The sequence below is a fragment of the Paenibacillus psychroresistens genome (assembly GCF_009728935.1).
GTDB lineage: Bacteria > Bacillota > Bacilli > Paenibacillales > NBRC-103111 > Paenibacillus_AC > Paenibacillus_AC psychroresistens.
The window spans coordinates 1578082-1604387 of record NZ_CP034235.1 but is presented as its reverse complement, the minus strand read 5'-3'; the positions used below and the strand labels follow the sequence as shown (position 1 = coordinate 1604387).

Sequence of the window (26306 nt, the reverse complement as noted above, 5' to 3'; positions counted from 1 at the left end):
AACCTATGACTACAAGCAGACAGCATCAAGAAGCTCACGGTATCGGACAAATTGAGAAACAGCTTAAAAACCAATCGGAAGCCGCTGTGGAATTACAAGGAGAGAATAATGTAGATCAAGAAATTATATCAGCAGCTATAAACAATGATTCGGAAGAATTAGATGAAATCTTGGAATAACCTTTAAACGTTGAATCTATAGGTCATAGTAAAATGGTAGTACAGGAATAAACCCCTGCGCTACCATTTTTCGTTTAACCTACAAACTAACCAATTAAATTTTTGACTTTTTTCTTGAACTCATCTCGAGTATTAGGATTACCGCCAGCTTCCTGTTCGTTCTTGTTATTGTCGCCACCTCTATCGGAGCACGCACTAATTACCAGCAGAATCAAAGAGATAAGATCGACAAATTTATTTTCTTCAATTTCCCTCCTCCTTTATCTTGTTTGTTATAAAATATTACCCTTCCACTACATCCGCGCCCAATTCGCCCGCAACCTCAATCATCTTCGGGATTACGGCCTCGTTGGTGCCGGAAACGTAAATATCTCCCTGATAATGCCGAAATGGGATCTTAATATCACCGCAGCTCCACATGAAAAAATCTCCCTCAATGGACATGCTGGTAGAGCCTGCCACCGTAAACACGGATGTATAGGAAAAATCAGGTTTTGAAGCAAAATACTGTTTGCACTCTTCAATAGGTATTGTTTTCGCCAAATTGTCATTTTCCTGTAACGTTCTTGTAATTCGATAGCGTTGACTCATTGAAATCCCCCCATTTTTTGTTAAGCATCCGTTCTCAAAATAAATGCAAAAGCGTAAGATGACTTTTTAGATGCGGTTCTTCTTGTTTCTTATCCCCACAACCTGACATTAATATTACCGTGAGAATTAGGATGATGAATGCTTTCATAATCTCTCACTCCCCTCAGACTAATAGGATTTCCAGTATTCCCACGCCTTTAAGTAACCTTCTAGATCATGTGGATGGTGTTGTATACAGATCCCAATGCGACAATAAAGTTGAAAGATTACGGCTTCAATTAGCCTTGATCTCTCGATTGGTTCATGATTGAGCAAAGTGAAAGTTGCCATTAAAGTTTCTAGGTTTAAATCATCTGGAGAGGAGCAAAAAGCGTAAGTAAAATCATATAGCAAAGGACCGATCATCGGAGAAGGATCAATAACACCAGCTAATGAGAGTTGATGAAATACAAAATTATGCACACCCGTATCCCCATGCAATAAATATCTAGCTCCATACTCTTCGCTTTTCGATATGTTTTCAACAATTGATTTCATTCTATAATAATCCTCAATGGGTAAAAGGCTTCCCCAATCATTTCTGGTACCCTCCAAACTCCGATTGTTCCACTCACTCCAAGACTGAATTGGTGATTCCAGCCTTCCCCACTTGTCCGTTTGTAGATATTGTTCATAATGATTGAAGAGCTCTAGCACCAAAATGGTCATCCAATTTATTTTTAAACCACGATTATAATGAGTTGTACCCGAAATATATGAACAGACGATAAACGCTTTTGCAGGATCTGTATAGAAAATTTCAGGTAATAGTTTAATGTGCTGATAAGTATGAAGAAATTGTTCAACCATGCTAATTTGTAGCGGACGATCTATTTTCAAAACGTACTTCTCTTCGTTGTGCTCTGAAAGAATATAAACAAGCCCATCTGTAGATCCTGTCTTATTATTAGTTGCAACAACAGTGTTATCGATTAAGCCTTTCTCATAGAGATTTTCAATAATACTGTTAATATCTACTTTTTCTAACATTCTGAATCCGCCCTTTATCCAACGATTAAATGAATCTTCATTCTATTAGAGAATAGGGTTGTTCTGGAGAGTGTTCAAGATAAAGTTTCGTTTTAACCAACTATTCTGCATGTAAGGGAATAGGGAATCATGGTCCAGAACTTAATGACTTTATTTGATATTCTCCATCACTCTTTTGAACATCAACATAAAGTTCACGATTTTTTACCCAGCCGTCCTCATTCAATTCGCCACCTCCTGCAACTACAAAATCCTTTGATGCAGGCAATGTATCGTAGTCAACTATAAAAAAAGTATTTTCGTCGTTTTTAAATATCTTTATATCGTCATGCACAATAAAGTTAATTATCCTACTATCTATGGGTACAGTTTGTTTCTCTTCATTTTTAAGGTGTTCCATAAAAAGTTTTTTTACAACAGGCTTTAAGCCTACTAATTGCTGATTGCTCATTTCATTTATCTGATTATTTGGGTTAGAGCTGAAAGTATCACAAGAGGCTAACAATATAAGACTACAAATAAAAATTAAGCTCATTCGTTTCAACATAAATCAACTCCCTTAACAGCTTAGACGCTATATTTCTGCCAAGGTTGCATTTTTGGGTATTTTACCCATAAACCAAAAAAATAGCTACCTAGTTCCCTTACAATTAATGTACCATTTAATAGAAAAAAAGAACAAGCCGAATCTTGTTGGCTTGTTCTTTCTCATTGCTCCAAGTAAAAGCTGTAACAGCTCCCTTGTATACATTTCATTTACTTCTTAACTAATTATTTGGAGTTAGTTCTGTCAGCTTGAGTAACATGGATTGCTTTGGAGCCAGATTAAGTGTTAATAGATTCGTTGCTGTAAACTTTCGCCCTGACCATAGATCAACAATTGAATATGCCATATCCGGCTTCAGCCCTGCTCGGAAAAGTGAAATCGTTTTCGATTTACTTTCACTGGTTTGAAAATTAAAAACTGCTATATAGTCGTTTTTTTCATCGTGCAAAGTAAATGTATCGCCAGAATCTATTCCAGAATTACCTTCAAGCGGCCGAAATGCGCTTCCTTTACGCGCAATTTCATTTACTGCAGAATTGGTCAGATTAGCTTCCGCAATGACCTGCGAAACAGGATTTCTTAAATCATCTCCATCCAGATAGACCGTGCCTGCTATAACCGCTGAAGTTACGCGACTTTGCGCTTCCATAGGATCTTGGGTTAATTTAATATGATCTGGATCCGTATAAGAGTAGATAGTTCCATTCTGCCACCAGCCATAGGTGAGATTGTTCAGCATATATTCCGTTGAATCCTTTACTCCGCTGATAACTCCAAATGCATCACAGGATATGCGTCTCGCATGTGCATATTGACTTGGAAAAATCGGCGAGATGGCTTGACTAATGAACATCTGATTTCCAATTCGTTCTGTTACATATCTCATTCCTTCATTATAAGCTTGCATGCCGGTTTGTATCGTCGGATTGTAATGCTTGCCCTCCAAAGAGGCGTGTGTTAAAAAATCCAATTTGATATACTCAAAGCCAAGCTTTTTGAAGCGGTCGATGAAAGCATCAATTCGAAGCTGTGTTCCCGGATGCGTCGGGTCCAAAGGGAAGGCACCATCTAATTTGGGGAGCAATGAACCATCACTCTTCTTCATAATTAAATCCAGAAAAGAATAGTCCCCTCCCTCCGCAATTTGCGAAACATCATCCCCCCAGTAAACAAATGGAGCCCAATAAATACCTGCTTTTTGGCCATTCTCATGAACATGCTTCACAAATTCTTCTAATTGCTGTGGGCTTAAGTTATCCCAGTAAGAGTCCAGATTGATATAGACCTCATTCTGATTATTAAATTGATTATTCTGCAAATGCTCTTTTATATAGTCAGAATGAAACACGGCCGTTTCGTAATCCAAATTAGACTGAATCGTTCCCCAACTGTTCCAACCGAATGGGACACCTCCATCCCATTTCAGAACACCATTACGTGCAGCATTCGCATGCCCATATGACTCCATACCATCTCGCCAATCCGCGTAATATCCCACAAAAATCTGTGGAGATGCAAGCCTGATACCGTCGATTTTTGCATGAGGTTGTGTATCTCTTGTATGCTCATCAGCGACTCCACCGTACACTTCCAATTGCTCGATACCTGTTGAGTTTCCTTTAAACTTCAGCCCTGTTTTCCAAATATCATGAGAGAGGGATCCAATTACGTACCCGTTTCTACTCTCATTATCATAAGCTGCGGTAACTTCATAACTCATTCCATTCCCATCTGCTGAGACTCCTTGAAATCGGGACCAAGAATCATTATCGAAGGGCACTAACAGAACACGGTTATCTTTGCCCGACTTCATCGATATAGCGGCTGAATCAACAGATAACGGTGAAATATAGGCTGTAGAAATACGAGTCGCAGACAATATAACAACATCTATGAATAGATTTGGATTTCCATCATAGAACGTGAAGTGCTGCAATATGGATGGGTTCCCTTTGGATTTATTCTCAAAAGAAACAATGGTACCTTGGCCAAATTCATCCTGTATCGTTTGAATCTTATTCACCTGTAAATGCTCACTGTAGGATGAGCTGGTGATTAATTTATCACCCGCTTTATAGGAGCTGTATAAGTTTGATAGCTTATGGTCCTGTCCCCAATCCAAAGTGGTGAGGCCAGATTTACGATCATACTGAAGCTGTACCTTTCCGTTGGATACTGTCGTAATCATGTCCTTGTTAATAATCGTTACTTGGTTTATCGTACGTGATTTGTTCATTTTATAATTGTTTAGTAAAATTCCAAATGCTGATGAAAGCCCAATAACTATCGCAGCAATAACGATTATTTTTATTAGCCTGCTTTGGGTCACTCCTATGCCCCGCATAATACATTCTCCTTCGAAAACAACAAATTTAACTAAACTGCAGCCGCACTATCTTAGATTCGCTAGCCTTAAGCTCGACCACTAAATCTCCTTTGCCCGGATAATCCGTTTTATCCCACAGATCATAAATTCTATAGCTCTGTTCATTCTGAACTGCTAATCGTTGGAGTGAAATGGGAATTATAGCCGATTCAGATAAGCTAAAATTGAAAATGGCGAGATACAGATATCCATTCAAGTCATCATTGAGGAAAAAAATATTCGCAGCCTGCCCACCAAACTTGCTTTCAAGAAGAATGAAGGAATCTCCTTTTTGTGCAAGCGCCAATAATTCAGCATTTGTTGCCCAGTGGATCGCTCTTTTCTGAGCCTCCTCTATTCTAAAGTCGTCACCAAGCAACAGAACGGTTCCAGCAATAATGGAAGCATTTAAACGGCTTCTGCCTTCGTGCCAGCTGGTAGCCCGTTGATTATAGCTTTTGTATAAAACCGTATGATCGGGGTCATTGTATCGATATAGTGAATTATTAATCCACCAGCCGTAAGTCAGCCCATTGAGCATATATTCTGTATCTTCTAAGGTTCCAAAAGCATCGCAGGAAATCCTCCGACTGTGAGCATATTGGTGTGGAAATAACGGTGCAATGGACAGACTTATAAAAAATGGCCTGCCTATGCGAATCGGATCCAATTTCTCACGAATATAGGACATCCCCCAATTATAGGCTTGTATCCCCGTTTCAATCTGAGAATCGGCATGCTTGCCTTCCAAAGCGCCGTGCCCTAAAAAATCCAGCTTAATATATTCAAAGCCCCAATCTATAAAATGATCCAGATGATAGTCCGCTCTCAATAAATTAGCCGGGTGAGTTGGGTCAATCGCTAATCCTCCGTCAAGCTCTGGCAGGATATTCCCATTTCTGTCCCGTAACAATATATCTCGATACCTGTATTTTCCATCTGTTCCCTCGACCAAACGATCATGATCCTTTCCCCAAAAGGTGAACGGCGTCCAATAAATTCCTGGCTTTTGTCCGTTCTTGCGAACTGTGTTCACAGCTTGGAAAAACTCATCTTTCGATAAATTGTCGGAGAAAGCGTCGAAGTTAATATAGACATTTCCATTATTATGAAAATAATTATCTTGCAGCTGAGTTTTGATAAATTCGGAGGTATGCACATATTGAGCATAATCGAGCTTATCGCCTGCTGCTGACCAGCTGTTCCAGCCAAAAGGAACTCCATCATGCCAAGGCATTGCCGGAATAAGCTCAGCATTTGCATTTCCATATTCGCTTAAGCCCAGCCGATAATCGTCATAATATCCGATAAATAGCATTGGTGCTGTCAGTTTATTTCCCGTAATGTTCCCGTGTGGTATCGTATCTCGAGTGTATTCCCCAGCTGCCCCGCCATATATCTCTATTTCCCCAATTTTTCCACGATCCGTGCCTTGGATTTTAACACCTGTTTTCCATACATCATGTTTGACCGAACCCAGGACAAACCCATTCCGCGATTGCGGATCGTAGATAGAGGTTAGCTCATAGCTTTCAAGTTCATTAGGCATAGTAACTGATTGATACCTAACCCACTTATCGTTATCGAAAGGGATAAGCAGCACCTGGATTTCAGATTGATCCCCAGTATTTAGCTTTAGAACAGAATCATGTAGTTCAGCTGATGAAATAGTGATTAGCGGTGCCATGTAATTGGTTGACAGAATTTCCTCTGGAGTTCCACCTTTTACCTCTAAACGCATAAAACAAAAAGATGTATTTTCATAGGCAGTAATGATTTGAGTGAGCAGCGGCTTGCCAAATGAACGATGCTGAATGACCCATTCTACTCCCTTTCCATATTTCTGATGAGCCTCTGGAAGCGAACTAAATTGGACCTCATGCTCATCCGCGTCAAGTGTACGCAGCAGAATACCACCTAATTGTACCGCACTATAAATATTGGATATTTTAGCCCCGTTTGCCCATTGAAACTCAAGAATTCCCGTTTTTGGATCCAAAAAAATCTCAAAGCCGTTGTACCCGGACATAGTGTTTCCTCCTTTATCTTAAGAACTAACTTACAACGAGGTGTTAAACCTCGAATAATGGCAGCTTCCCCCCTAGTTACTTTTACTCTATCAATGAGAAAGATCCCCCATATCAATATGGAGATCTTTCTCACCCTTTAAAATATCTGCATACTCAATTAATAAATTGGACATATCGCAGCAATCGCGCTAACATGACAGTTGCCTCTGCACGGGTAGCTTGAGCGGAAGGAAGCAGCCTATGAGCTTGATCCCCTTGGATAAAGCCTGCTTTGACGGCTGATTGCATCGACGCAAGCGACCAGCTTGCAACTGAAGATGCATCCTTATATTCACTGAGATCGCCACCGATCGCGACTTGCTTCTGTGCAAAAACAATTGCTCTGGACAGCAGGACCGCTATCTCTTCGCGGGATATGCTGTTATTCGGCCTAAATGTACCGTCCTCATAGCCATTAACCAAGCCAATCGAAGCTGCTACTGCAACCCCTTCAGCAAACCAGCTTGCTTCAGTAACATCTGCAAATTTAATGACAGACGTTCGATCGGATAAACCTAGCGCCCTGACCAATTGATTAGTAAACTCAGCTCTTGTAACGGATTTATTCGGAGCAAAGCTAGTATCCGTTTGACCATTAACCAACAAGCGTGATGCCATGGTTTCTATACTATCTTGAGCCCAATGTCCTTGAATGTCGGCAAAACTTTTAGCTCCAGTTAGAATTGCATACGTGCTGTTGCCCGTTCGGTTTATCACAGCTGTATAAGTGCCGTTCGTCTGTTTTTCAAATAAGGCTGGCACCGGTACAATACTGCCATCATCCATCAACATAACCGCTGCTAAATTCGACGGATCGACAGCACCCAAATGGATAGAACGCTCAATATAGATGTTGCCAAAGCCTTCTACCTTTTTCGATACTCCTCCAGCATCGGTTGTAATCACTTCAAAGTTTATTACCTCCCCAACCTGAAAACCGGAGGCAGTCGCAGCTTTAACCTTCAGAAGTGTTGCTTCATCCGCTTTAGAAATGACAATCAATACCTTTGTTCCTAAAGGTAACTCCAAGGATTGCAACGGCAGCTTGTAATTACCAAACGGACTAATAATTTCTATAATCGTATCCTTACCACCTTTTAACAGTGCGGCGTTGATGATCTTTGCATTTAGTTCAATCGAAATGCCTGTGTTACTAGTTGGATTTGAAACCTCTATAGCATAATAGTTAGTACCTTTCTCCTGAGAAGCAATGGATGCTAGGGTTTTTCCTTCATCCATTACTAGTATGCTTATTCCGTTTTTCTCTCCTTGAATTTGAATCCCTGAGCTTAAATCTCCCGCTTTCACAGCCGTTGGAATATCCGTCACTTTGGGCTCGTTCACAGTTGATCCAGGAGTTGCCGGAGCCGTTGAGCCGGGATTTCCAGGATTGTCATTATTACTGCCCCCAGTAACAGCTTGCACAGAGGGTCCATCTGTCGAAATTTCACCATTTAAATTTTTAGCTTGAACCGTAAATGTATAAGCTGTACCCGGACTCAATCCGCTAACTGCCAAACCATATACATTCCCGCTTACTGTTTCATATAATGTTTGATCCTTATAAACAACATAGCTTTCAATCCCATGCTCATCCTGAGCGACAGACCATGTTAATTGTGCATTCACCGTACCCATCACAACATCAAGATGGCTATCGGAGGACCACATCGATCCTACTGAAGAGAGCTTATAAAGCTTGGATTCCGTAGGAGCGAGGCTTACATTAAGTGAACCCTGCACCCCAGTTACTTGATCCGTCCATAGATCCGTTAGCTTGTACTCACTGCTGCCTCCCAAGCCAGCCCGACTCAGGTTGACTGTTTTATTGACAGCTGAGTTACTGTAATTGAAAACAGCCAAATAATAGGTGCCTTGATCATTCAGGACAAAGGTATCCGTTGCTTTCGAGCCGGTATTGCCCTCAACCGGCTTGAATGCTTTGCCTTTAGTTACTACATCCAGAACACTAGCCTTGGTAAGCAGTGATGTTAGATATTCCTGTGCCGAAGTGTTATGAACATCATCGGAATCGAAAAATACCGTACCTGAAACAACAGCTGAATTCACTCTGGATCTTGCTTCAGTTAACGTATTTGCACGAGTAAGTGCCATATGATCAGGATCGGTATAAGGATAAATCGTTCCATTCTGCCACCATCCGTAAGTGAGTGCATTCAACTGATATTCTGTATCGGCAATACTGCCAAACGTATCCGTTGCTAGTCTGCGGGCATGGCCATATTGGCTTGGAAACAGCGGAGCAATCGATTCGCTGATAAACATCGAATCTCCGACTATGTTGGCTACATAAGCCATTCCCTGATTATAGGCTTGGATACCTGTTTGAACAGCAGGATCAAAGTGGTCGCCTTCTAGTGAACCATGTGTCAGAAAATCAAGCTTGATATACTCCATTCCGAGATTCTTAAACTTATTGAGAAAATAATCCATTCTTTGCTTAGTCCCCGGATTTGTCGGATCAAGCGCATAGGCACCATCCAGCTTCGGCAGAACAACGCCATTATCATCTTTTAGAACAATATCTCCATAATTATAGAGCTCCGCACCTTCAACAAAATGATTCATATTATCGCCCCAGTAAACAAAGGGAGCCCAATAAATACCGGCTTTCTGGCCATTTTGGTGAATCCTTGCAACTGCGTTAGCCAGCTGGGTATCGGATAAGTTATCCCAATAAGAATCCAGATTAATGTAGACATTGCCTTTGTTGGCAAAGCCATTGCTCTGTAAATGAGTTTTAAAATAATCCGATGTATCGATTACATTCTGGTAGCTTAAGCTGCTTCCATAAGCCGCCCAGCTATTCCAGCCAACGGGGACCTCATGCGGAACAGTAGCGCTAAATGAAAGTGGTGGAGTTATTACAGCATTGGCCTTGGCATATTCCTCCAGCCCTGTGCGATAATCAGCGAAATATCCCACAAAAGCCATTGGTGACCAGAGGTTTGTACCTGTGAGACTGCCATGCGGAACTGTATCATGAGTTTTCCCAGAGGATGAACCCCCGTATAATTCAAGATTGTTTAGTCTGTTATTGTCGCCTGTAAAATGAATGCCTGTTTTCCAAGTATCATGCGAAACAGACCCTACAATCAAACCGTTCCTATTCGTATTGTCATAAATTGCCGTTACTTCTTGACTTGTGTCTGAAGAATTAATCGACAAAGCCTGATAGCGAACCCATTGATCATTGTCAAAAGGAACTGTTAGCACCCTATCATCGGCATAGCTGCCAAGGTCAATCCCTCTATCTGTATTAGTTACCAAAGGCGCCAGATAATTAGTGCTGATCGGCGTTTCATTCACCACTTCCGTCCGAGTAAAGAAGTAATTAATTTCTGGATAAAAATAATAAAGCTGATTAATCGTCGGACTATCTACATTCTCGTTCACAAACTTAACTACAACTCCATCGCCAAAACCATCATGAATTGGCTGGATATCAGACATAGAGAAGTTATGTGACGAGTAACAGCTGCTTGCAGCATCTCCAAATTTGCTGTATATTCCCCGGGCAATAATTTTATCGTTCCACGCATAATCTGCCAGCCCGCTGTCCAATTGATAAGTTACTTTCTGCCCATTAGCTCCCGTCAGAACAACGGCATGTTCATACTCAGCGGCGTGAAAGAAAGCACCAAAGGATTGTTCCGCAATCTGTTCACCTGGAGCTGCAGCGTCGCCGCTAACCTTCTCACAAGCCTGCACATTGCTGCTCTGACTTTGCGCTATCACAATTTTATCGAAATCTGGAGAGTATTGACCGCCATCTGCGAACAGAATCGTATTACTGCCTGCTTTTAAATTAATCGGGATGATTTGGCTCCCCAATGTACTCCAATCCACTGTTTTGTCGAATAGAATATTCTGAGCTTCACCGCCGTTCACGCTTATGTTAGCAGCGCGGGGATCTCCTGAAATATAATAAACCGTCATCGTATAGCTTCCAGATGTGCTTACATTAATTTCATGAAAAGCCAATGAGGAGCCTTGATACACGCCACCCACCTTACTTCCACCTGAACAATAGTCACAATTTCCCGTAGAAGCATTGCCCGTTTTAGTATTCACTGAAGCCTCTGCCTCATAGTTTTGACTCACGGGAGTCACTACAATCCTGTCAATGTCAGGGCTGTATTGACCGCCATCGCTAAATAACAAGGTGTTATCGCCAGGTATAAGCGGGAGCAGCATATCCATACTGCCGATAGTACTCCAATCAGCTGTTTTCTCGAAGGTAATGTGCTGTGCTTCACCGCCATTAACACTTAGCTCTGCTGTTCGAGGATCTCCTGAAATGTAGAAAACCGAGACTTTATAAACCCCATAAACGCTAGCCGTTATCCCATTGAATAACACGGATGAACCTTGATAAAGATTGCCAACTTTTTTCTCACCTGAGCAATAAGTACAGTCACCTATCCCTGCATGCCCCGTCAAAATGTTCCCTGACGCCTCTGCCTCATAGCTTTGATTAATCGGTAACACAACAATTTTATCGATATCAGGAGAATATTGCCCGCCATCAGCGAACAGGATTGTATTATCCCCTTTCGCTAGCTGCACGGTAACGGTTTGTGTGCCAACCGTATTCCAATCTGCTAATTTTTCGAAAGCATAATTCTGTGATGGACCTCCGTTCACACTAATCTCAAAAGCACGCGGGTCACCAGATAGGTAGGAAACGATAATATTATAAGCGCCCGCTTCACTTGCATGTATCTCGTTGAATTGGAGCGAAGCGCCTTGATATAAATTCCCCACCTTTTTTCCGCCTGAACAGCTGCTGCAGTTGCTTATACCTGCATTCCCGACTAAGATATTTGCGACTGCTTCAGCCTCATAGGTCTGAGCATAAGCATAAGTTGCCTCTGTACTCGAAGCATAAGCCGAATTGGGTTTTAAAAAAGATCCCGCATTATCGAGATTTATGATATACGGATTACCCCCTGACAAGAAAATAATTGAAAACAAGACTAATAGCAAACAACACTTGGAAGTTATTTTTCGCATGCTTAAACTCCTCTATAAATAAATTTTAGTGAACAAGTTCATAGAATAAGGAAGCCAAGCATAAATCGCATTGACTTCCTCCATTTGCTTAATTAATAATCATTAATTCCAAAGCTTCATTCGTGTATTGTAGTTTTCGTTGATAATGCTCTCGACTTTGGAATCACCAGCACTTTTCATATCTACAAGCATTTTGTCATATGTGCTGTTTAAATCGGCATCAGACTTGGCGAGAATCATCTTAGTAATCCCCTGAGTCATGACGTCCTGTATCTTTTGAGCCAGTAAAGTTTCTGGCGTACCGCCAACAGGTCCTAAATTGTCATAAGGTGATGTATCCCAAACGGAGTCAGCAAGATTTTTTAATGCCATTTTATCGATATCACCGCGTATAAATCTTCCAGCTAAATCCAATGGCGTTCCGTCGGTACCTGGCCCATTTTTGATAAACCATGTCCATTTGCGGATCCCCGTTTTCTTGACATATCCACCCCAGTCGTCTTTAAAGCCTTGAAGCGTTTCAGGTTTCGGCACGTGCTTGCCATCCTTCAAATCCCAATCTTTACCTTCAACACCCCACATTAATAAATATTGCCCTTCCTCACTTGCTAGAAAATTAATCAATTTCATAGTTCTCTCTGGATATTTATTAGCTTTTGTAATTGCTATCGCATCCCAACCAAGCGAGCTTCTGCCTCCAAAGGTAGTTTTCGCAGGGTCTACTCCTGGAGCAATCACTTTATACGGATATAATTGCTTGTCGTCTCCACCTATCTTCTTCAAAGCTGTATTCGCATTCCCTAAATCCCAATAAGCCCCTGTTGAAGCAAATACAATTCCATTGGAGATCTTCTGCTCCCATGTTTGGTTTTTATTAATCGCCCATTCCTGATCCATCAAACCATCACGGAATAACTTGTTCATGAACTGAATCATTTCTTTATACTTCGGATCCTTAACATCATATTTCAACACACCATTGTCATCGAAATAAGACTTTAACCCCCACATTCCCTTGAACGTTCCCAATGTAGCTCCCATATTCTCGCCGCTCATCGATAAAGGAATGGTTGTCTTTCCATCTACTTGCGGATACTTATCTTTATAGCTCTTCAACAAAGCTGCAAATTCATCCGTAGTAAAGGGTGTCCCGCCGTCTGCTTTATCCGGCGCTAGCTCTTTAATGATATCCTTACGAAGATTCATCCCAAATACGGGCTCATTCTCAAGTCCATACCAATTCGACAGATAATAATTCTTGCCATCCGAATAACGGGTTTTCTTCAAAGTATCACCATACATTTTAGATACATCAGGTCCTAATTTATCGATTAAATCGTTTAATGGAATGATTGCGCCTGCCGCTGTGTATTTAGCCACAACATCACTGCCGCGAGACATTAAGACCATATCCGGCAAATCACTGCTTGCTAGCATAAGATTCAGCTTTTCACTCGGATTCCCTGTTGGTTGTTGAATCTCTAATGTGATTCCGGTGCGTTTGGTAATTTCCTTAGCAACCGCATTATCAAAAGCATCCCCAGTGTTCATATCAAAAAAAGTAAGTTTAATCGGAGTATTATCATCGGTAGCTGCCGGACTAACTACGGCGGCATCTGTGGCGGATGGGGCATTAGTAGCAGCAGCGCCGTTATCCGCTTTTTTGGCGCAACCAGAAAATACAATCAGAACTAACATAAGCGCCAATAATAAGGCGATCGATTTACGAGCATTCAACATGGTTCTTCCCCCTAAAATATAATTGAGTTTAGCTATTGCCATTCTATAAAGATATCTAACCATTATACTTTTACTTACAGCCTTGCTGCCATCACCTCCCTTATTAAATTTTAATTAGCTCTTAATTGCACCTAGCATCATCCCTCTGACAAAATATTTTTGAACAAAAGGATAGATCAGAATGATTGGCAAAGTGGCTACCATTGTTGCTGCCATCCGTAATGAATCAGGCGAAACCGACAATCGTTTCTCCGAATTGGCAAGTGCTTGTGCACTGGTAATCATGCTGCCGGTTTGATATTGATTTAATATTTTCACTAATACCGATTGCAACGTTTTTAATTTGGGGTTGTATGTAAACACATAAGCATCGAACCAAGCATTCCAATGTCCTATGGCTATGAACAAACCTATTGTCGCCAAGACCGGCGTTGTTAAAGGCAGGATTAATTTAAAAAAGGTTTGAAGATCATTGGCACCGTCTATTCTCGCCGATTCTTCCATTTCAGGAGGAAGCTGCTGGATGAATGTGCGAACAAGGATCACATAGAACACGTTCATCAAACCTGGAATGATAAATACAGAAAACGTGTCGATCAGATGCAAGCTTTTCAGAATCATATAGTAGGGAATCAACCCCCCGCCAAAATACATTGTGAAGATAAAATAAAGGGAGATGGCTTTACCGCCCAGTAGCTCTCGTTTGCTTAGTGGAAAAGCCAGCAGGGTAATGACCATAATAGAAAGCGGCGTGCCAATCACTGTTCTGGCAACCGTCACCTTCACAGCATCCAGAATTTCGCGATCCACTAAAATTTGTTTATAGCTGCTAAAGTTAAGCACACGCGGCCATAAATATACACCGCCTTTAATGGTGTCCTGACTATCATTAATCGAGAGCACAAGAATATTCCAAAACGGATATAAAGTGATCACAGTAACGAACAGGAGAATAAAATAAACGATAAATGTAAACAAGCGGTCTTCAATTTTCAAACGCATATGCTATTCCTTCCCTTCTGGTTGCCTAGATGTTCTCAAAACAAGGATACCTCATTGACCTTTTTAGATATGGCATTAACTGAGATAACAAGTACTAGAGCCACGACCGATTTAAACATTCCAACCGCCGCACCATAGGAAAACATGCTGTTCTGCAAACCATAACGGTAAGCATACGTATCAATAACTTCCGAATAATGCAAAACTGTTGTATTCTGCAATAAATATTGCTGATCGAAGCCTGCGTTCAAGATACCGCCGATGGCAAGGATCATAAGAATCACAATAGTTGGTCGAAGCGCCGGGAGGGTAACATGAACCATTTGTTTGATTTTGTTGGCTCCATCCACTCGGGCTGCTTCGTAAACCTCTGGATTAATCGCTGCAATAGCCGCAAGATACATGATTGAATTGAACCCCATATCCTTCCACATGTTCGAAATCGCGATAATAATCCAGAAATAGTGGCCGTTCTGTAAAAATTGGACAGGCTGATCTGTAAGATGAAACAGCACGAGTAATTTATTCAAAATCCCTTGTGAAGAAAGGAAGGTGACAATAATATTCGCTGCAATAACCCATGAGATGAAATAAGGAAGATAAGAAGCGGTTTGGACGAATTTTTTAAAGAAGCCTTGACGTACCTCATTAATGATTAAAGCTAGAAGTATAGGTGCTGGAAAGCCAATGAGCAAGCTAAGCCCGCTCGTAGCCAAGGTATTCCGCATAATGATATAAAAATCTCCATTATTAAAAAAATAATGGAACCAACTAAACCCTACAAATTCGCTATGAAAGAATTGTGAAAAAAACGAACCGCCCCCAGGGCTGTAATTAATAAAGGCCATATATAACCCGAACATCGGGCCATATGCAAAAAGGGTTGTTACAATAAATGCCGGCAGAATCATCATGAACAAATACTTTTGCCTAGAGAGCTTGGCTAATCTCTGGTATTTCTTTTTTGGCGGGAGAAACTCGGTTTTCGTGGTCAATGTGTATGGTTGCAATAGCGCTCCTCCTTGTGTATCCGCTTACTTTCTATAGTCTATATGTTAGCACCATCTTCGGATGTTAAATATAATAGGTTCTACAGATTTGTAGCGTAAAGCATCTCTCTTAGATCCAAGTCATTGTTGAAATGCAGCATTATCCTGTAGAATAGGGACATAACTCAAGGAGAGTGATGAGAGATGTATCAGATATTACTCGTGGATGATGAAAAACTAGAGTTAGACATGCTGACAAACTATGTTCCTTGGCATGAAATGGGGGTCGAGGTTGTAGCAACCGCTAAGAACGGGAAAGAAGCTTTACAAAAGCTAGAGCAGTACAAACCCGATATCATTCTCACCGATGTACGCATGCCTATCTTAAATGGTTTGGAATTCGCTTATCGTGCAAGACAATATAACAAATCGATTAAGATTGTATTTCTAAGCGGACATGACGAATATGAATATATCAAATCTGCCTTTTCCGTAGATGCTTCTGGTTATTTATTGAAGCCGATTGATTTAACGGAATTGCGTTTCCTCATAGAAAGAATCAAAACGAAATGCGAGGAAGAACGATTAATCCACCATTCCAGCTATCTGCTAATGGAGAAATATTTAAAGGAATTAATGGAAGAGTCGGATGAAACACGGCGGGTGGAATTGGTGCATCTATTGACCCTACTCCCTGCTTCACTTCCTGCTACAGGGCAGTTTTACCTTGCTTATGTGACGATCGATCATTTGGATTTACCTTCAAACGACAATTCCTTGGATACAACGCTTGAAAAGAAGCTAAAGAAATACAAAGAGGAGCAAGACGCTTGCTCCGATGTTTATTGGATTCCCTGCGGAAATTATACATTTGCAGTACTTCATTATGTGAAGCCCCATTTATTTGAACAAAATGAGCAGCTTTTTTGGAAGGAGCTGCAGCTAACTGCCGAGGATACTTATGCTCTATCACTGACCGTGGGCTTGTCTCAAGCCGAAAATCAGTTGAAATCCATACATCATTTATTAATCGAAGCAAAAGAAGCAAACGCCTATAAATTTTATGCCGGTAAAGGCAGCTTAATCCACTTTCCAGAGTTGAATACAATTAACCGGATCAACCTTGATATGGATTCGTTGCTGCTGTCTTTATTCCGTTCGATTTCACAAATGAAAACAATTGAAACGGTTATGGAATTACGCAAGTTTTTTCAGTCTTTAAAAACAGACCACATCCACCGTGATTTAATCATAGCTGGAGTCATTCATTTAATTAAGTCGCTGGGACAGCAATTTATGGTTCAATCTGATGATATCAACCCGGATCTACTGTTTTCCAAGCAATTGAGCCGCTTGCAGGAATCTGAAACGATTGACAAAATCGAAGCTGATCTGCTGCAAATCTGTGAAACCATTATCGCCGAATTGGCTCGTAAAGATCAGGATCCTAAAGCGCGAATTGTTCAAAAGATCAGCCATTATATAGATCAATCTTTACATAAGGTGCTTACGGTTGAAGAAATATCCAAGGAAGTTTTTCTGTCGCCCAATTACATGCGAATCATCTTTAAAGAAAGAACAGGAGAAACCGTTCTCGAGTATATCACCAAAAGACGGATAAACCTGGCTATCGAATTATTGAAGGATCGCTCGTTAAAGATCAATGAAATTTCAGTTAAAGTGGGCTATGATAGCGTCTCTTATTTCTGCTCCATCTTTCAAAAGATCAATGGAACTACACCAATGGAATATCGTAAGCTTATACTCAAGGATTGATCGTTTCGTTTATTGCAAAGGAGGTTCGAGATGCGTACTCATTGGCTTCATAAAATATTCCTACATCCCTTCCTCAATATCCGGTTGCGCAGCAAGCTCTTTATTATTCTCTGTATTGTCTCGATTCTTCCGCTGCTATGCTTTGTATACTATTCCTATTCCACAACAAAAAAAGATTTAATCGATCAAGCCTACCAGAACATGATCAATACTACGGCTCAAATCAATGTGAATTTAGAGAATAAATTAGACAGCTTATCCAAGATCTCAGCATCTCTCTATCTTGATCAAACACTACGCAGTTATCTCATTCGCGATTATACAGACAATGTAGATTATCTCGATGCTTACACTTATATTAATAATATTTTCAATAATTTACTGACTACAAATCCGGATATCCAAAACATCTCGATTTTCTCTCCAAATCCATCCTTGCCAATCGATAACGTTTTCATCAAGAAAATTGATAAACAGGTCGAGAACAAAGCCTGGTATAAGGCCGTTCAAGCCACTTTTGGGAATACGATATATATATCGACTCCCGCCCAGCAAGCAACCGTTCCCTTATTCTCCGTATCTCGGCTATTAAATAACAACAGCTTGAATTTTCCTTACGGCATTTTAACCATCGACATTGCTGAGACCAACATTTACACCTTAATGGAAAAAGAAAATAAGGATAAAACAACCTTTATCGCCGATCAGGACGGCACCATTCTGAGCAGCAAAAACAAAAGTCTGTTAAATCGAAATTTAAATGATCTGCTTCATCATCAAATAGGCTCCAATCGGGACGGCAGCTTTAATGCTACTTATGCGGATGAACCCGTATTAGTGGTCTACAGCACATTAACGAATGGTTGGAAAACCGTATCTATGCTGCCTTTTCATAACATATTGAAGAACGTTCAATTGGCTACCCTGCGCATTATTTACTTTGCTCTAATCAGTACGTTTCTTGCAGCCATTTTAATTTACCTCACCGCGCGACTGCTAACAAAGCGCATTGAACATTTGCTGCAGCTGATTCGACGAGTTGAACGCGAGGATTTTTCAACACCATTTCGCAATATGGGCAATGATGAAATTGGCCAATTAGCTTTTGCCTTCGACAAAATGTCTATCCGTTTGAAGGTATTAATCAATGAAGTCTATAAAAAAGAACTATTGAAAAAGGATGCAGATCTGCAACTGCTTCAGTCTCAGATTAACCCTCATTTTCTATATAATACGCTTGCTTCCATCTCGGCACTCTCTCTCAAACAAGGAGATACTGCAACCCATAATATGGTTGCTCATTTGGCAAAGTTTTACCGAATTTCACTGAATAAAGGGAAAAGCATCATCACCCTTAATGAGGAAATTAAACTGACTGAGAATTATATTGCCATTCAACAAATTCGCTTTCATGAGCTCATCCATCTGCATTATCAGATTGAGGAATCGGTTCGTGTTCACTCGACCGTGAAGCTTACCTTGCAGCCATTTGTAGAAAACTGTATTAATCATGCTCTTTGCGACGATGAATTGGGGATTAATATCGTCATTAAAGTATTTAAGCTGGATGCGGATATCCTATTAGAAGTAATCGATGATGGCATGGGCATGCTTCCTGAGGTTGTTGAGCAATTAAAGCAGGATATAAATGAGTTTAAGAGCTATGGGATTTCAAACGTAGATAAACGAATTAAACTAGCCTTTGGGGAAGAATATGGAGTATCCATTTATAGTAAATTGGGTATTGGCACCAAAGTTTCAATTCGCATACCTCAAAAAGGAGTTATGTAGCTATAATTATGCAAAAAAAATGGACTGCAAGTTTTAAACGAGCAGCCCATTCTTTTATGCGTGAATCCCCGGCTTGACGTTGGTGTCATAATGGATACCATCCTAAGAAGCATTGTTTGAAGTGTTTTTTGGCATATTCTTTTCATTAAAAACTCGATAGCTTTCCACTCTTCTCAGAGAACCAACCTCGTAGAGCAGAGGCACGTATAAATTGGATCATTCGAAACTGTAAGATAAACATTTCCGTCCTGCGCAGGATTTAAGATCTTTTGCTCACCCATGATATCCGTGACCGTGAGCGGCAATTCCGTTTTAATTTTGACCTGCTTCGGTTTGTCGGATTCATTCCACATCACACGAGTAGCCTTACTGTTACTGCCAAATAAGTAAGAATTAATGCCGTCTATTATGGTTTCTTTTTTCAGAAAAGGCTTGTCGGCGATTTGTCTTGTCATGGTGCCATAAGCTACATAAGCAGGCTTAGGTGCATACTTACCCATTGGATCGTTAACGTTCCGGATGATTCCGAAATTGTGCTCGACATTGTGCGGATCTGTACCGTCGTTCATGAAATCGTACCAGATCAGCTTTTGGACACCAGCTGCAAGTGCTTCAACGTTGCTGATCACTGCATAATTGGCCTGGACGTTTTCCTCAATCATGCGGGAGTCATCCCCTGTTGGCCATCCTATCTCCGAAATCCAAATTGGCTTCGTTTTGCCGTTGTTATATTTCTTGATCAATTCCTGCAAATTCGCCAAATCCCGCTCCAACATTTTTGGAGATTCTGGGTAACTGTAAGGATGTACGGATACCACGTCCATATAATTCAGACCGCCAAGCTGGAATAATTGCTCCAACCATTTCAAAGGAATGCCAGACGTGACTGGCCCTACAATTAGCTTATCCGGGTGGGAAGCCTTCACGGTCTGATAGGTTTTTTTCAGCAGCTTATAATAATAGTCAGGCATGGAATTTGCGGGACCATTCCCTTGATCACCATAGCCAATGTTAAATTCATTGTATACTTCGACCCACTTTACATCGGAGTAATGATTCAACATCGCATTCGCATAATTGGCGAAGCCCTGCCTACCTTCGTCTGTGTAAGGAGTACTCCCTTTGTCAAATAATGAGTTTGTGTATGAAAGCACCACAAATGCATCCATGCCCCGGCTCTTCAACTCGTTATAATACTTATCATAATTTGCAGGGTACGTGTAAACGTTTTTTGCTTTTTCCAAAACACCCCAATACATTTCGTCCCTAATGTTTTTCAAACCAGCTTGCTCCAGAAGCGGAATCATTTCCGGACTCCAGAGCTGCCCAAAATGGGTGGCTATACCGAATGGTGTAGAGGGTGTCTGGGTCAGATCGATTTTCGGCAGGACGGCAAAGGACGTTTTGGCTGAACCCATTACGTCATCTCCGGAAAGCGCCGTAACCTGAAAGGTATAGTATCCGCTGCCAAGTCTAGGCAATTGAATAGCCGCCGTAGTCCCAGTTACAGCTTCGGTCCTACTGGCAACCTGCTTGCCTCGGAAGTCGGTTGCAGTCCAAGTAAGCTGACTTTCCGATGTCTCCACTGTGAATGAAGCACTCTCATTATCGGAGAACACGTTGCCTAGCTTGATCTGCTTGATCTTTACACCTCCGATACGATCGAGCAATGCCGCTGACTCTGCACGAGTAAGTATTTGATCCGGATTGTATTGGCCTTTATCGTCCCCATGAATAAGTTTGTTCTGTACTGCTGTGGCTAAGTATGGCCGAAGTGGGACTGCAATCTTGCCCGCATCCTTAAACTTTCCTTGAAGCAATTGGTCAGCAGCTTTAGCATCCATCAATTGGATGGAATTCATCTTCATCATCACTTTGACTAGAGTAACTGCAACATCTTGTCTTTGTACCCCTTTGGTAGGAGCGAATTCATAGTCACCATTCAGAGATTTGAATGCATCAAAATAGTCTTTTGTAGCCTCTACATCATTAAATGACCAACGACCTTGTGGCACGTCGACAAAATTTTGGGTGGTAGAACTATTATTCAAAAGATACATCCTTGCCACCATAGCCGCAAATTGTTCACGTGTAACATGCTGATCCGGATTGAAATGATGCTGCTCGTCACCTTCAAGAATGTTTTTGCCAACAAGGTCTTTTATGTATTTTTCAGCCCAATGTCCGCTTATATCATCCAACTGGACATTGGTCTGATCGGCATACGCCGATAAACCTGATAAAGTTAAAATCGAAAGAATTACTGCTATTGCCAAAAGCTTTTTCACCGCAACATCATCCTACGTTAGTATTTTGTTCCTACAATTATAAATGTAACCTGTCATTGTCCCCCTACTATTTAACGAACTTGATAACCTTTTGTTGCGACTTTTTAAAAAAAGAAAAAAGAACCCAGCTTTGGGTCCTTAAGTCATACCATAAAACCATGTCTGGCTTCGCTCGGCTTCCATACCTTAAATTTATTGTTATCTAAATCAAAAAAATCGAATTCTTCAAACCAATTATAGCTTGTTATTTCAGTCACTCTTACATTTTCATTTTTAAGATCTTCATGCAATTGTCTAAGATTATCAGATCTAAAACAAAACGCGGGCATTTCATAACATTTTTCTTCCTGTTGCCAAGCGTTGGTTGCAAAATTTGTTGTTCTTTCATCAGTTGTCTCCACACAGAATAATTCTGTATGTCCAATTTTCAAGTGGTCTCCTTCAATAATAAGATCAAAATGTTGTAAAAACCAATTCATTGAGTGTTCTCGTTTTTTTACTGGAATATAGATGCTATCAACTGAGGTTAGCTTTGGTTTTGACATTAAACTACGTCCTTTCTGACCATTTTTTTCCGTATGCTGCTTTTGATGTGTCAGCCTTCAGCTTTAATGTTCTCGCAGCTTCCCGTAACAGTTCCATACTGAAATAGTAGGAATCCCAGCGGACGATTTTCCCCATCTCTATTTCAATTGTATTAATATCCCACAACTCCGGGGCTCCATCGCTTTCAGACAGGAATACAACAATTGGTCATCCCCATAAAAATACTCTTTGAATATCCAATTGAGTATGGATGTTCTCCCAGCCCGCCAGTGAAGATTTAGTAATGACTGTTTTACCATATTCGGCACTGTTATGTACGATAACGTTCGCAACGGCGTGTTCATCCAGCATTTCAATCAATTTCACAAAGTCGCGCTTTCGGAAAGCTACGACGAATTGTTTGAGCACATCCTCATTTTCTTCGTTCACCGCGTTCTTCTTTATACGCGATATAGGTATATCTTCACTCTCTTCGGTCGCTCCTGTGGTCTTACGCAATTTATTCCGCGCTCGATGTATGGCAGTGTTCACAGCACTTTCGGTCGAACCTAGAAGTTCAGCCGTTTCTTTTCCATTGAACTCAAAAACGTCTATGAGCAGTAATATTACCGCTTGTTTCGGAGATAATTGTTTCAGTATCCTTCTGATACCGTCTTCAGACTCTAAATTATCCATATCAGTCACTGTTCCAAATGCTGAAGCGTTTTCCTCATAAGGGACAAGTTTTACTTTATTCCTCCGACATTCATCGATCCATTTATTGGAGGCGACGCGAAAAAGAAAAGATTTGGAGATGATTGGTTGTTTGATTTTGGCTATCATTCCAAAGGTCTTCAACAAGGTCTCTTGAAAAAGATCCTCAGCATCCCAAGGTGATCTTGTCAGATACAGGCAATATCTCCAGTTTTCCAGATAATCATCTCCCTCTTATTCGATTTCACACTAATAACGAAAATGAGGTTCATTTTCTTACACATTTATTAAAAATATTTTATTCTAAAGCACTCAATCGATTGTTTTGTGGTCCTGACACATCATTAAGGTATTCCCATCAGGATCTTTAAAAAGCAACCAAGACACATTCGGACCACGATCGATTCCGAAAGATATTTTAAAACCGTGCTCCTCTAAATATGCTTTTGACTTATCAATATCCATGGACTCTAGTTTCAAAGATACAGGTAACCAATCAGGTATGGGTCTTCCTTCCATTTCATCAGAATCTAATATTACACCGTTATCCATAAAATATAGATGACCAAACAAAAAGTTCTCTTCCTTTATAGAAAGACCGAAAAGACTGCTGTACATATTCATAGCCTTCCTTATATCCCTCACATAGAGAAAATGACCGTTAATTTTCGCTTGAACCAGTGATTCTGAACCTTGTTTCTGCATAATTGCTTCCTCCTTCATTTTATACTTAGTTTGTATCGCGATCTTTGGGAAATATATCTAGTTAAGCATCGTTTGCAGCCTATCTCATCTTCATAAATGTAGCCTCCCGGTGGTTGGTTATTAGTCCCAGCATGTTTATCACAAATAAAACAAGACATCCTTACCCACTCCTTCGATAAAATCTGGTATCTCTATTACTTATAAATTTCTCTTGTCTTCACATATCATACTGTGCATACTAATCACTCCTCATGGTTTTTTAAACTAATATTCTAATTCTTTAATATCTTGTCGGCATTATTTGTTGGAGCTTCTGTATTTAAATAATAGTCCTCTGCTTTCCAATACCTACTCTTAAATTTTTCAATATTCATTTGAGTTGAGCTGCTTTCACGAGAAAACCTTATATCCCTTGGACATTCCAAATAAGCTATAAAATCATATAGACCATTCCACTCTTTTCGTTGTAGAAATACTCCCTCAATTAGAATTACACAAGTTTCAGGAATGTTTACGTTCTGCATCCGATGTGTATCAGACTCGTTATCATAAAATGGAAGGTTAAGCAGGGTGGCTCCTTTTAGTTTCGCGAACAAATTTTCTTTCAGCCATTCAACATCGACTTAATCCATCAATACCCAGAATAAATCGTTTTCCTGTCTCTAACTTAGGGATTGAATTCAACAATATCAATACATTCTCTTTCACTGTTATCAAAATCCTTTCGACTTTAGTCCGTTTTGATTATAGATTAGGTTGTTTCTAGTTTTACACAGTGATACAATTTGTATAGATACCATGCTTGGGGTTCAAATAACTAATTTAAGGAGTGTTACTATGGCAGACGGTACAGTTTTTCGGGGAATCACACCTCTAAGTCCTTCTAAGGACGTTGAGAAGACTATTCAGTTTTACTTTGATGTCTTGGGTTTTAAGCCTAACGGATACGGTGGTGTTATTCGTGGTGATGTAGAAATCTTATTCTACCAGACAAACGATCAAAAACTCGCTGAGTGGACAAGTTTTCGGATTCATGTCCAAGGTGTAGAGCAGTTGTACGAAACTTACCAAAGTGCAGGTGTCGTACACCCAAATGGTAAACTCTCAATGAAGCCATGGGGAAACCTTGAATTTGCTATTATCGATCTTGATGGAGTTTGTATTACATTCTTTGAAAAACGTGAATGAAGCAGGCTGTATCCTCAATACTTGCGATTATCAAGCTCTTTCTGACTGTCCGCTACGTTAATGGCAATGGCTCAACCTCAGCCCATGAAGCAGAAACCCTTAGCTCTTAATTAGTTAAGGGTTTCTATATACTCAATCAAGCCTATCTGACCTAGACCTAACCTCTCTGAACTGATATATCAAATAAGATATTAAAATGATAATAACGAATATGTTTATAGTGCTAGACTTAAATGAACCATTGGTCAATAAATTAAGATAAAGGCTTATCTTTATGATACAAAATAGAATGGAATAAAGGATAAGGGACTGTAGAAAATGTTTAAGATGTTCTCCGTCTTTGTTGTTGGAAACAGCGATTAAACTAAAAATAAAACAAATAAAAAAGAAAACGTATATAAGCATAATTTGACTCCTTTTTTGTTCTGTCTAAATCGGTCATCCTAAATTAATTCCATTTGCTTACATTAAAGACGCATTTTATTCTAATTAGTTGCAGAACTAGGACCCATGGTTGATTTTCCGGATTTAGGAAAAATACCTTTGACACGATACGTAATGTATCGTAATATATGTTACAAGTATGAATATTAATTAGACTCATTATAATGTAACCGAATCCAAGAAAGGGGAGAAACTTATGGAAAAGATTAAGGGGAAGCAAAAACGCTTGTTTATTTGCACCAAACCTTACCAATATATGATAGCTAGACTAATTAAGGAAGGCTGTGGATTCGAGGATTGTGATTTATTAATACTTAACCATTTTTGTGAAGCAGAAGATTTTTGTAATAAAGTAAGGGAAACCGGGGTTTGGGGTAAAGTCATGTTTTTTGATGATGGGACTTTAGATAAGTACAAGCTAGAATTAAATCCTCTTAAAAAATATTATTTCTATAGATCTTGGAGAAAGTTTCTCCCTCCCATACTCTCGGACCTTTCGGAGTATTCCGAACTTTTTCTGGCTCATGACTTTGTTGCAGTGGAATATGCCATTCTAAGACATTTCAGCAGTGAAGGCAAAAGAGTGACCATTTTCGAAGAGGGCTTTGGTAACTATATTAATAACAGCACACATACGAAATTACATATGAGATTTTTAAAAAGACTTGCACCTTTAATGGGTCTTCCAGGAGGATACATAGGTAGCTTAAAATGGGTAAATTCTGTCTGGGTGCAGCGTCCTGAGTTGATTATGGAAGACCCAAGAAACCAGCTTCGCCATAAGGTTAAGCAGCTCCCTTTAAAATTAAAGGACTTTTTAGGAATGCCTAAAATAGTTAATGAGTTGAATATGATCTATCCAGAGCTCAGGGAAATAGATCGAAAAGTGCAGGGACACGATATAATTTCGGTCGTACTGACTGAATCGTGGCATGATGGGATTGCTAATAGAAATCAATACATGGAACAATTTTTTGCAAAAGTAAGTGCAAGTGTGAACAAATCAAATTCACCAATCTTTATCAAGCAGCATCCAGGAGAAAGTTTGTCTATTGAAACAAATTCCGAACAAATTGAGATTTTGCCAAAGAAGCTTCCCATTGAATTGTTGTATCTAATTATGATAAGCAACAAAATTCAAAAGGTAAATTTGTATTCGTTCGGAAGCACGGCAATTCTTAATATTTATGATTTATGCAGAAATGATGAAAACCTCGATATTTATCTTATTAGCAGTATGACTATGACAAGTGATTTTAAAATAACCTTTCAACGCTTTTGTGAATTGGCGACAAATTATCATGTTAGGTTCAAAACCGTATAAAAT

Annotated in this window: 19 protein-coding genes; 5 read left to right on the top strand and 14 right to left on the bottom strand. The window is 40.1% G+C overall.

Going from position 1 to position 26306, the window contains the following annotated elements:
* The first annotated feature begins 5 nt into the window (after positions 1–5).
* A complete protein-coding gene (locus tag EHS13_RS36370; protein ID WP_193571481.1) occupies positions 6–179 on the top strand; it encodes a hypothetical protein in 174 nt (57 codons plus the stop codon).
* A gap of 282 nt (positions 180–461) precedes the next feature.
* Here EHS13_RS36370 and EHS13_RS07245 read toward each other — a convergent pair whose 3' ends face one another.
* The 9 genes from EHS13_RS07245 to EHS13_RS07205 all read right to left on the bottom strand — a co-directional run bounded on the left by EHS13_RS07245 (position 462) and on the right by EHS13_RS07205 (position 15569).
* Positions 462–770, bottom strand: a complete 309-nt coding sequence (locus EHS13_RS07245; RefSeq protein WP_155699697.1) for a hypothetical protein — start codon at positions 768–770, stop codon at positions 462–464.
* 168 nt (positions 771–938) lie between these two features.
* Positions 939–1799, bottom strand: coding sequence for a protein kinase family protein (locus tag EHS13_RS07240; RefSeq protein WP_155699696.1), 861 nt, complete (start codon positions 1797–1799; stop codon positions 939–941).
* 127 nt (positions 1800–1926) lie between these two features.
* Complete coding sequence (locus EHS13_RS07235) at positions 1927–2346, bottom strand: hypothetical protein (protein ID WP_155699695.1); 420 nt, start codon at positions 2344–2346, stop codon at positions 1927–1929.
* A 220-nt stretch (positions 2347–2566) separates the two neighbouring features.
* Positions 2567–4690 (bottom strand): alpha-galactosidase, encoded by a 2124-nt coding sequence (locus EHS13_RS07230; RefSeq protein ID WP_155699694.1) that lies wholly within the window; start codon positions 4688–4690, stop codon positions 2567–2569.
* A gap of 28 nt (positions 4691–4718) precedes the next feature.
* On the bottom strand, positions 4719–6740 hold the full coding sequence (locus EHS13_RS07225; RefSeq protein WP_155699693.1) for an alpha-galactosidase: 2022 nt from the start codon (positions 6738–6740) through the stop codon (positions 4719–4721).
* 154 nt (positions 6741–6894) lie between these two features.
* On the bottom strand, positions 6895–11817 hold the full coding sequence (locus EHS13_RS07220; RefSeq protein WP_155699692.1) for an S-layer homology domain-containing protein: 4923 nt from the start codon (positions 11815–11817) through the stop codon (positions 6895–6897).
* Between the two features lie 102 nt (positions 11818–11919).
* Positions 11920–13557 (bottom strand): extracellular solute-binding protein, encoded by a 1638-nt coding sequence (locus EHS13_RS07215; RefSeq protein WP_155699691.1) that lies wholly within the window; start codon positions 13555–13557, stop codon positions 11920–11922.
* 114 nt (positions 13558–13671) lie between these two features.
* Positions 13672–14559, bottom strand: coding sequence for a carbohydrate ABC transporter permease (locus tag EHS13_RS07210; protein ID WP_155699690.1), 888 nt, complete (start codon positions 14557–14559; stop codon positions 13672–13674).
* Between the two features lie 35 nt (positions 14560–14594).
* Positions 14595–15569 (bottom strand): ABC transporter permease, encoded by a 975-nt coding sequence (locus EHS13_RS07205; protein WP_227013822.1) that lies wholly within the window; start codon positions 15567–15569, stop codon positions 14595–14597.
* 183 nt (positions 15570–15752) lie between these two features.
* Between EHS13_RS07205 and EHS13_RS07200 the strand changes: the two genes are divergently transcribed.
* Both EHS13_RS07200 and EHS13_RS07195 read left to right on the top strand, forming a co-directional pair.
* Entirely contained in the window at positions 15753–17324 is a 1572-nt protein-coding gene (locus EHS13_RS07200) for a response regulator (protein ID WP_155699689.1), read from the top strand.
* A 30-nt stretch (positions 17325–17354) separates the two neighbouring features.
* Complete coding sequence (locus EHS13_RS07195) at positions 17355–19115, top strand: cache domain-containing sensor histidine kinase (RefSeq protein WP_155699688.1); 1761 nt, start codon at positions 17355–17357, stop codon at positions 19113–19115.
* A 173-nt stretch (positions 19116–19288) separates the two neighbouring features.
* Here EHS13_RS07195 and EHS13_RS07190 read toward each other — a convergent pair whose 3' ends face one another.
* From EHS13_RS07190 to EHS13_RS07170, 5 genes are all read right to left on the bottom strand, one after another.
* Positions 19289–21403 (bottom strand): S-layer homology domain-containing protein, encoded by a 2115-nt coding sequence (locus tag EHS13_RS07190; RefSeq protein ID WP_155699687.1) that lies wholly within the window; start codon positions 21401–21403, stop codon positions 19289–19291.
* A gap of 143 nt (positions 21404–21546) precedes the next feature.
* The gene (locus tag EHS13_RS07185) at positions 21547–21948 is read right to left on the bottom strand and encodes a hypothetical protein (protein WP_155699686.1); all 402 of its coding nucleotides are present in this window, start codon (positions 21946–21948) and stop codon (positions 21547–21549) included.
* Between the two features lie 4 nt (positions 21949–21952).
* A complete protein-coding gene (locus EHS13_RS07180) occupies positions 21953–22114 on the bottom strand; it encodes a hypothetical protein (RefSeq protein ID WP_155699685.1) in 162 nt (53 codons plus the stop codon).
* A 42-nt stretch (positions 22115–22156) separates the two neighbouring features.
* On the bottom strand, positions 22157–22840 hold the full coding sequence (locus tag EHS13_RS07175; protein WP_227014000.1) for an RNA polymerase sigma factor: 684 nt from the start codon (positions 22838–22840) through the stop codon (positions 22157–22159).
* Between the two features lie 114 nt (positions 22841–22954).
* Positions 22955–23347 carry a VOC family protein gene (locus EHS13_RS07170; protein ID WP_155699683.1) on the bottom strand — a complete coding sequence of 131 codons (393 nt, stop codon included), beginning with the start codon at positions 23345–23347 and terminating at the stop codon, positions 22955–22957.
* Positions 23348–24184: 837 nt separating this feature from the next.
* Between EHS13_RS07170 and EHS13_RS07165 the strand changes: the two genes are divergently transcribed.
* Positions 24185–24535, top strand: a complete 351-nt coding sequence (locus EHS13_RS07165) for a VOC family protein (RefSeq protein ID WP_155699682.1) — start codon at positions 24185–24187, stop codon at positions 24533–24535.
* 640 nt (positions 24536–25175) lie between these two features.
* Positions 25176–26303 carry a polysialyltransferase family glycosyltransferase gene (locus EHS13_RS07160; protein ID WP_155699681.1) on the top strand — a complete coding sequence of 376 codons (1128 nt, stop codon included), beginning with the start codon at positions 25176–25178 and terminating at the stop codon, positions 26301–26303.
* Positions 26304–26306 lie beyond the last annotated feature (3 nt).

Excerpts from the sequence above, each read along its gene's own strand:
- EHS13_RS07165 (WP_155699682.1), top strand. The coding sequence starts at position 24,185 with ATGGCAGACGGTACAGTTTTTCGGGGAATCACACCTCTAAGTCCTTCT.
- EHS13_RS07200 (WP_155699689.1), top strand. The coding sequence starts at position 15,753 with ATGTATCAGATATTACTCGTGGATGATGAAAAACTAGAGTTAGACATG.
- EHS13_RS07235 (WP_155699695.1), bottom strand. The coding sequence starts at position 2,346 with ATGTTGAAACGAATGAGCTTAATTTTTATTTGTAGTCTTATATTGTTA.
- EHS13_RS07195 (WP_155699688.1), top strand. The coding sequence starts at position 17,355 with ATGCGTACTCATTGGCTTCATAAAATATTCCTACATCCCTTCCTCAAT.
- EHS13_RS36370 (WP_193571481.1), top strand. The coding sequence starts at position 6 with ATGACTACAAGCAGACAGCATCAAGAAGCTCACGGTATCGGACAAATT.
- EHS13_RS07230 (WP_155699694.1), bottom strand. The coding sequence starts at position 4,690 with ATGCGGGGCATAGGAGTGACCCAAAGCAGGCTAATAAAAATAATCGTT.
- EHS13_RS07215 (WP_155699691.1), bottom strand. The coding sequence starts at position 13,557 with ATGTTGAATGCTCGTAAATCGATCGCCTTATTATTGGCGCTTATGTTA.
- EHS13_RS07170 (WP_155699683.1), bottom strand. The coding sequence starts at position 23,347 with ATGCAGAAACAAGGTTCAGAATCACTGGTTCAAGCGAAAATTAACGGT.
- EHS13_RS07220 (WP_155699692.1), bottom strand. The coding sequence starts at position 11,817 with ATGCGAAAAATAACTTCCAAGTGTTGTTTGCTATTAGTCTTGTTTTCA.
- EHS13_RS07225 (WP_155699693.1), bottom strand. The coding sequence starts at position 6,740 with ATGTCCGGGTACAACGGCTTTGAGATTTTTTTGGATCCAAAAACGGGA.
- EHS13_RS07160 (WP_155699681.1), top strand. The coding sequence starts at position 25,176 with ATGGAAAAGATTAAGGGGAAGCAAAAACGCTTGTTTATTTGCACCAAA.
- EHS13_RS07185 (WP_155699686.1), bottom strand. The coding sequence starts at position 21,948 with ATGTCAAAACCAAAGCTAACCTCAGTTGATAGCATCTATATTCCAGTA.
- EHS13_RS07245 (WP_155699697.1), bottom strand. The coding sequence starts at position 770 with ATGAGTCAACGCTATCGAATTACAAGAACGTTACAGGAAAATGACAAT.
- EHS13_RS07210 (WP_155699690.1), bottom strand. The coding sequence starts at position 14,559 with ATGCGTTTGAAAATTGAAGACCGCTTGTTTACATTTATCGTTTATTTT.
- EHS13_RS07240 (WP_155699696.1), bottom strand. The coding sequence starts at position 1,799 with ATGTTAGAAAAAGTAGATATTAACAGTATTATTGAAAATCTCTATGAG.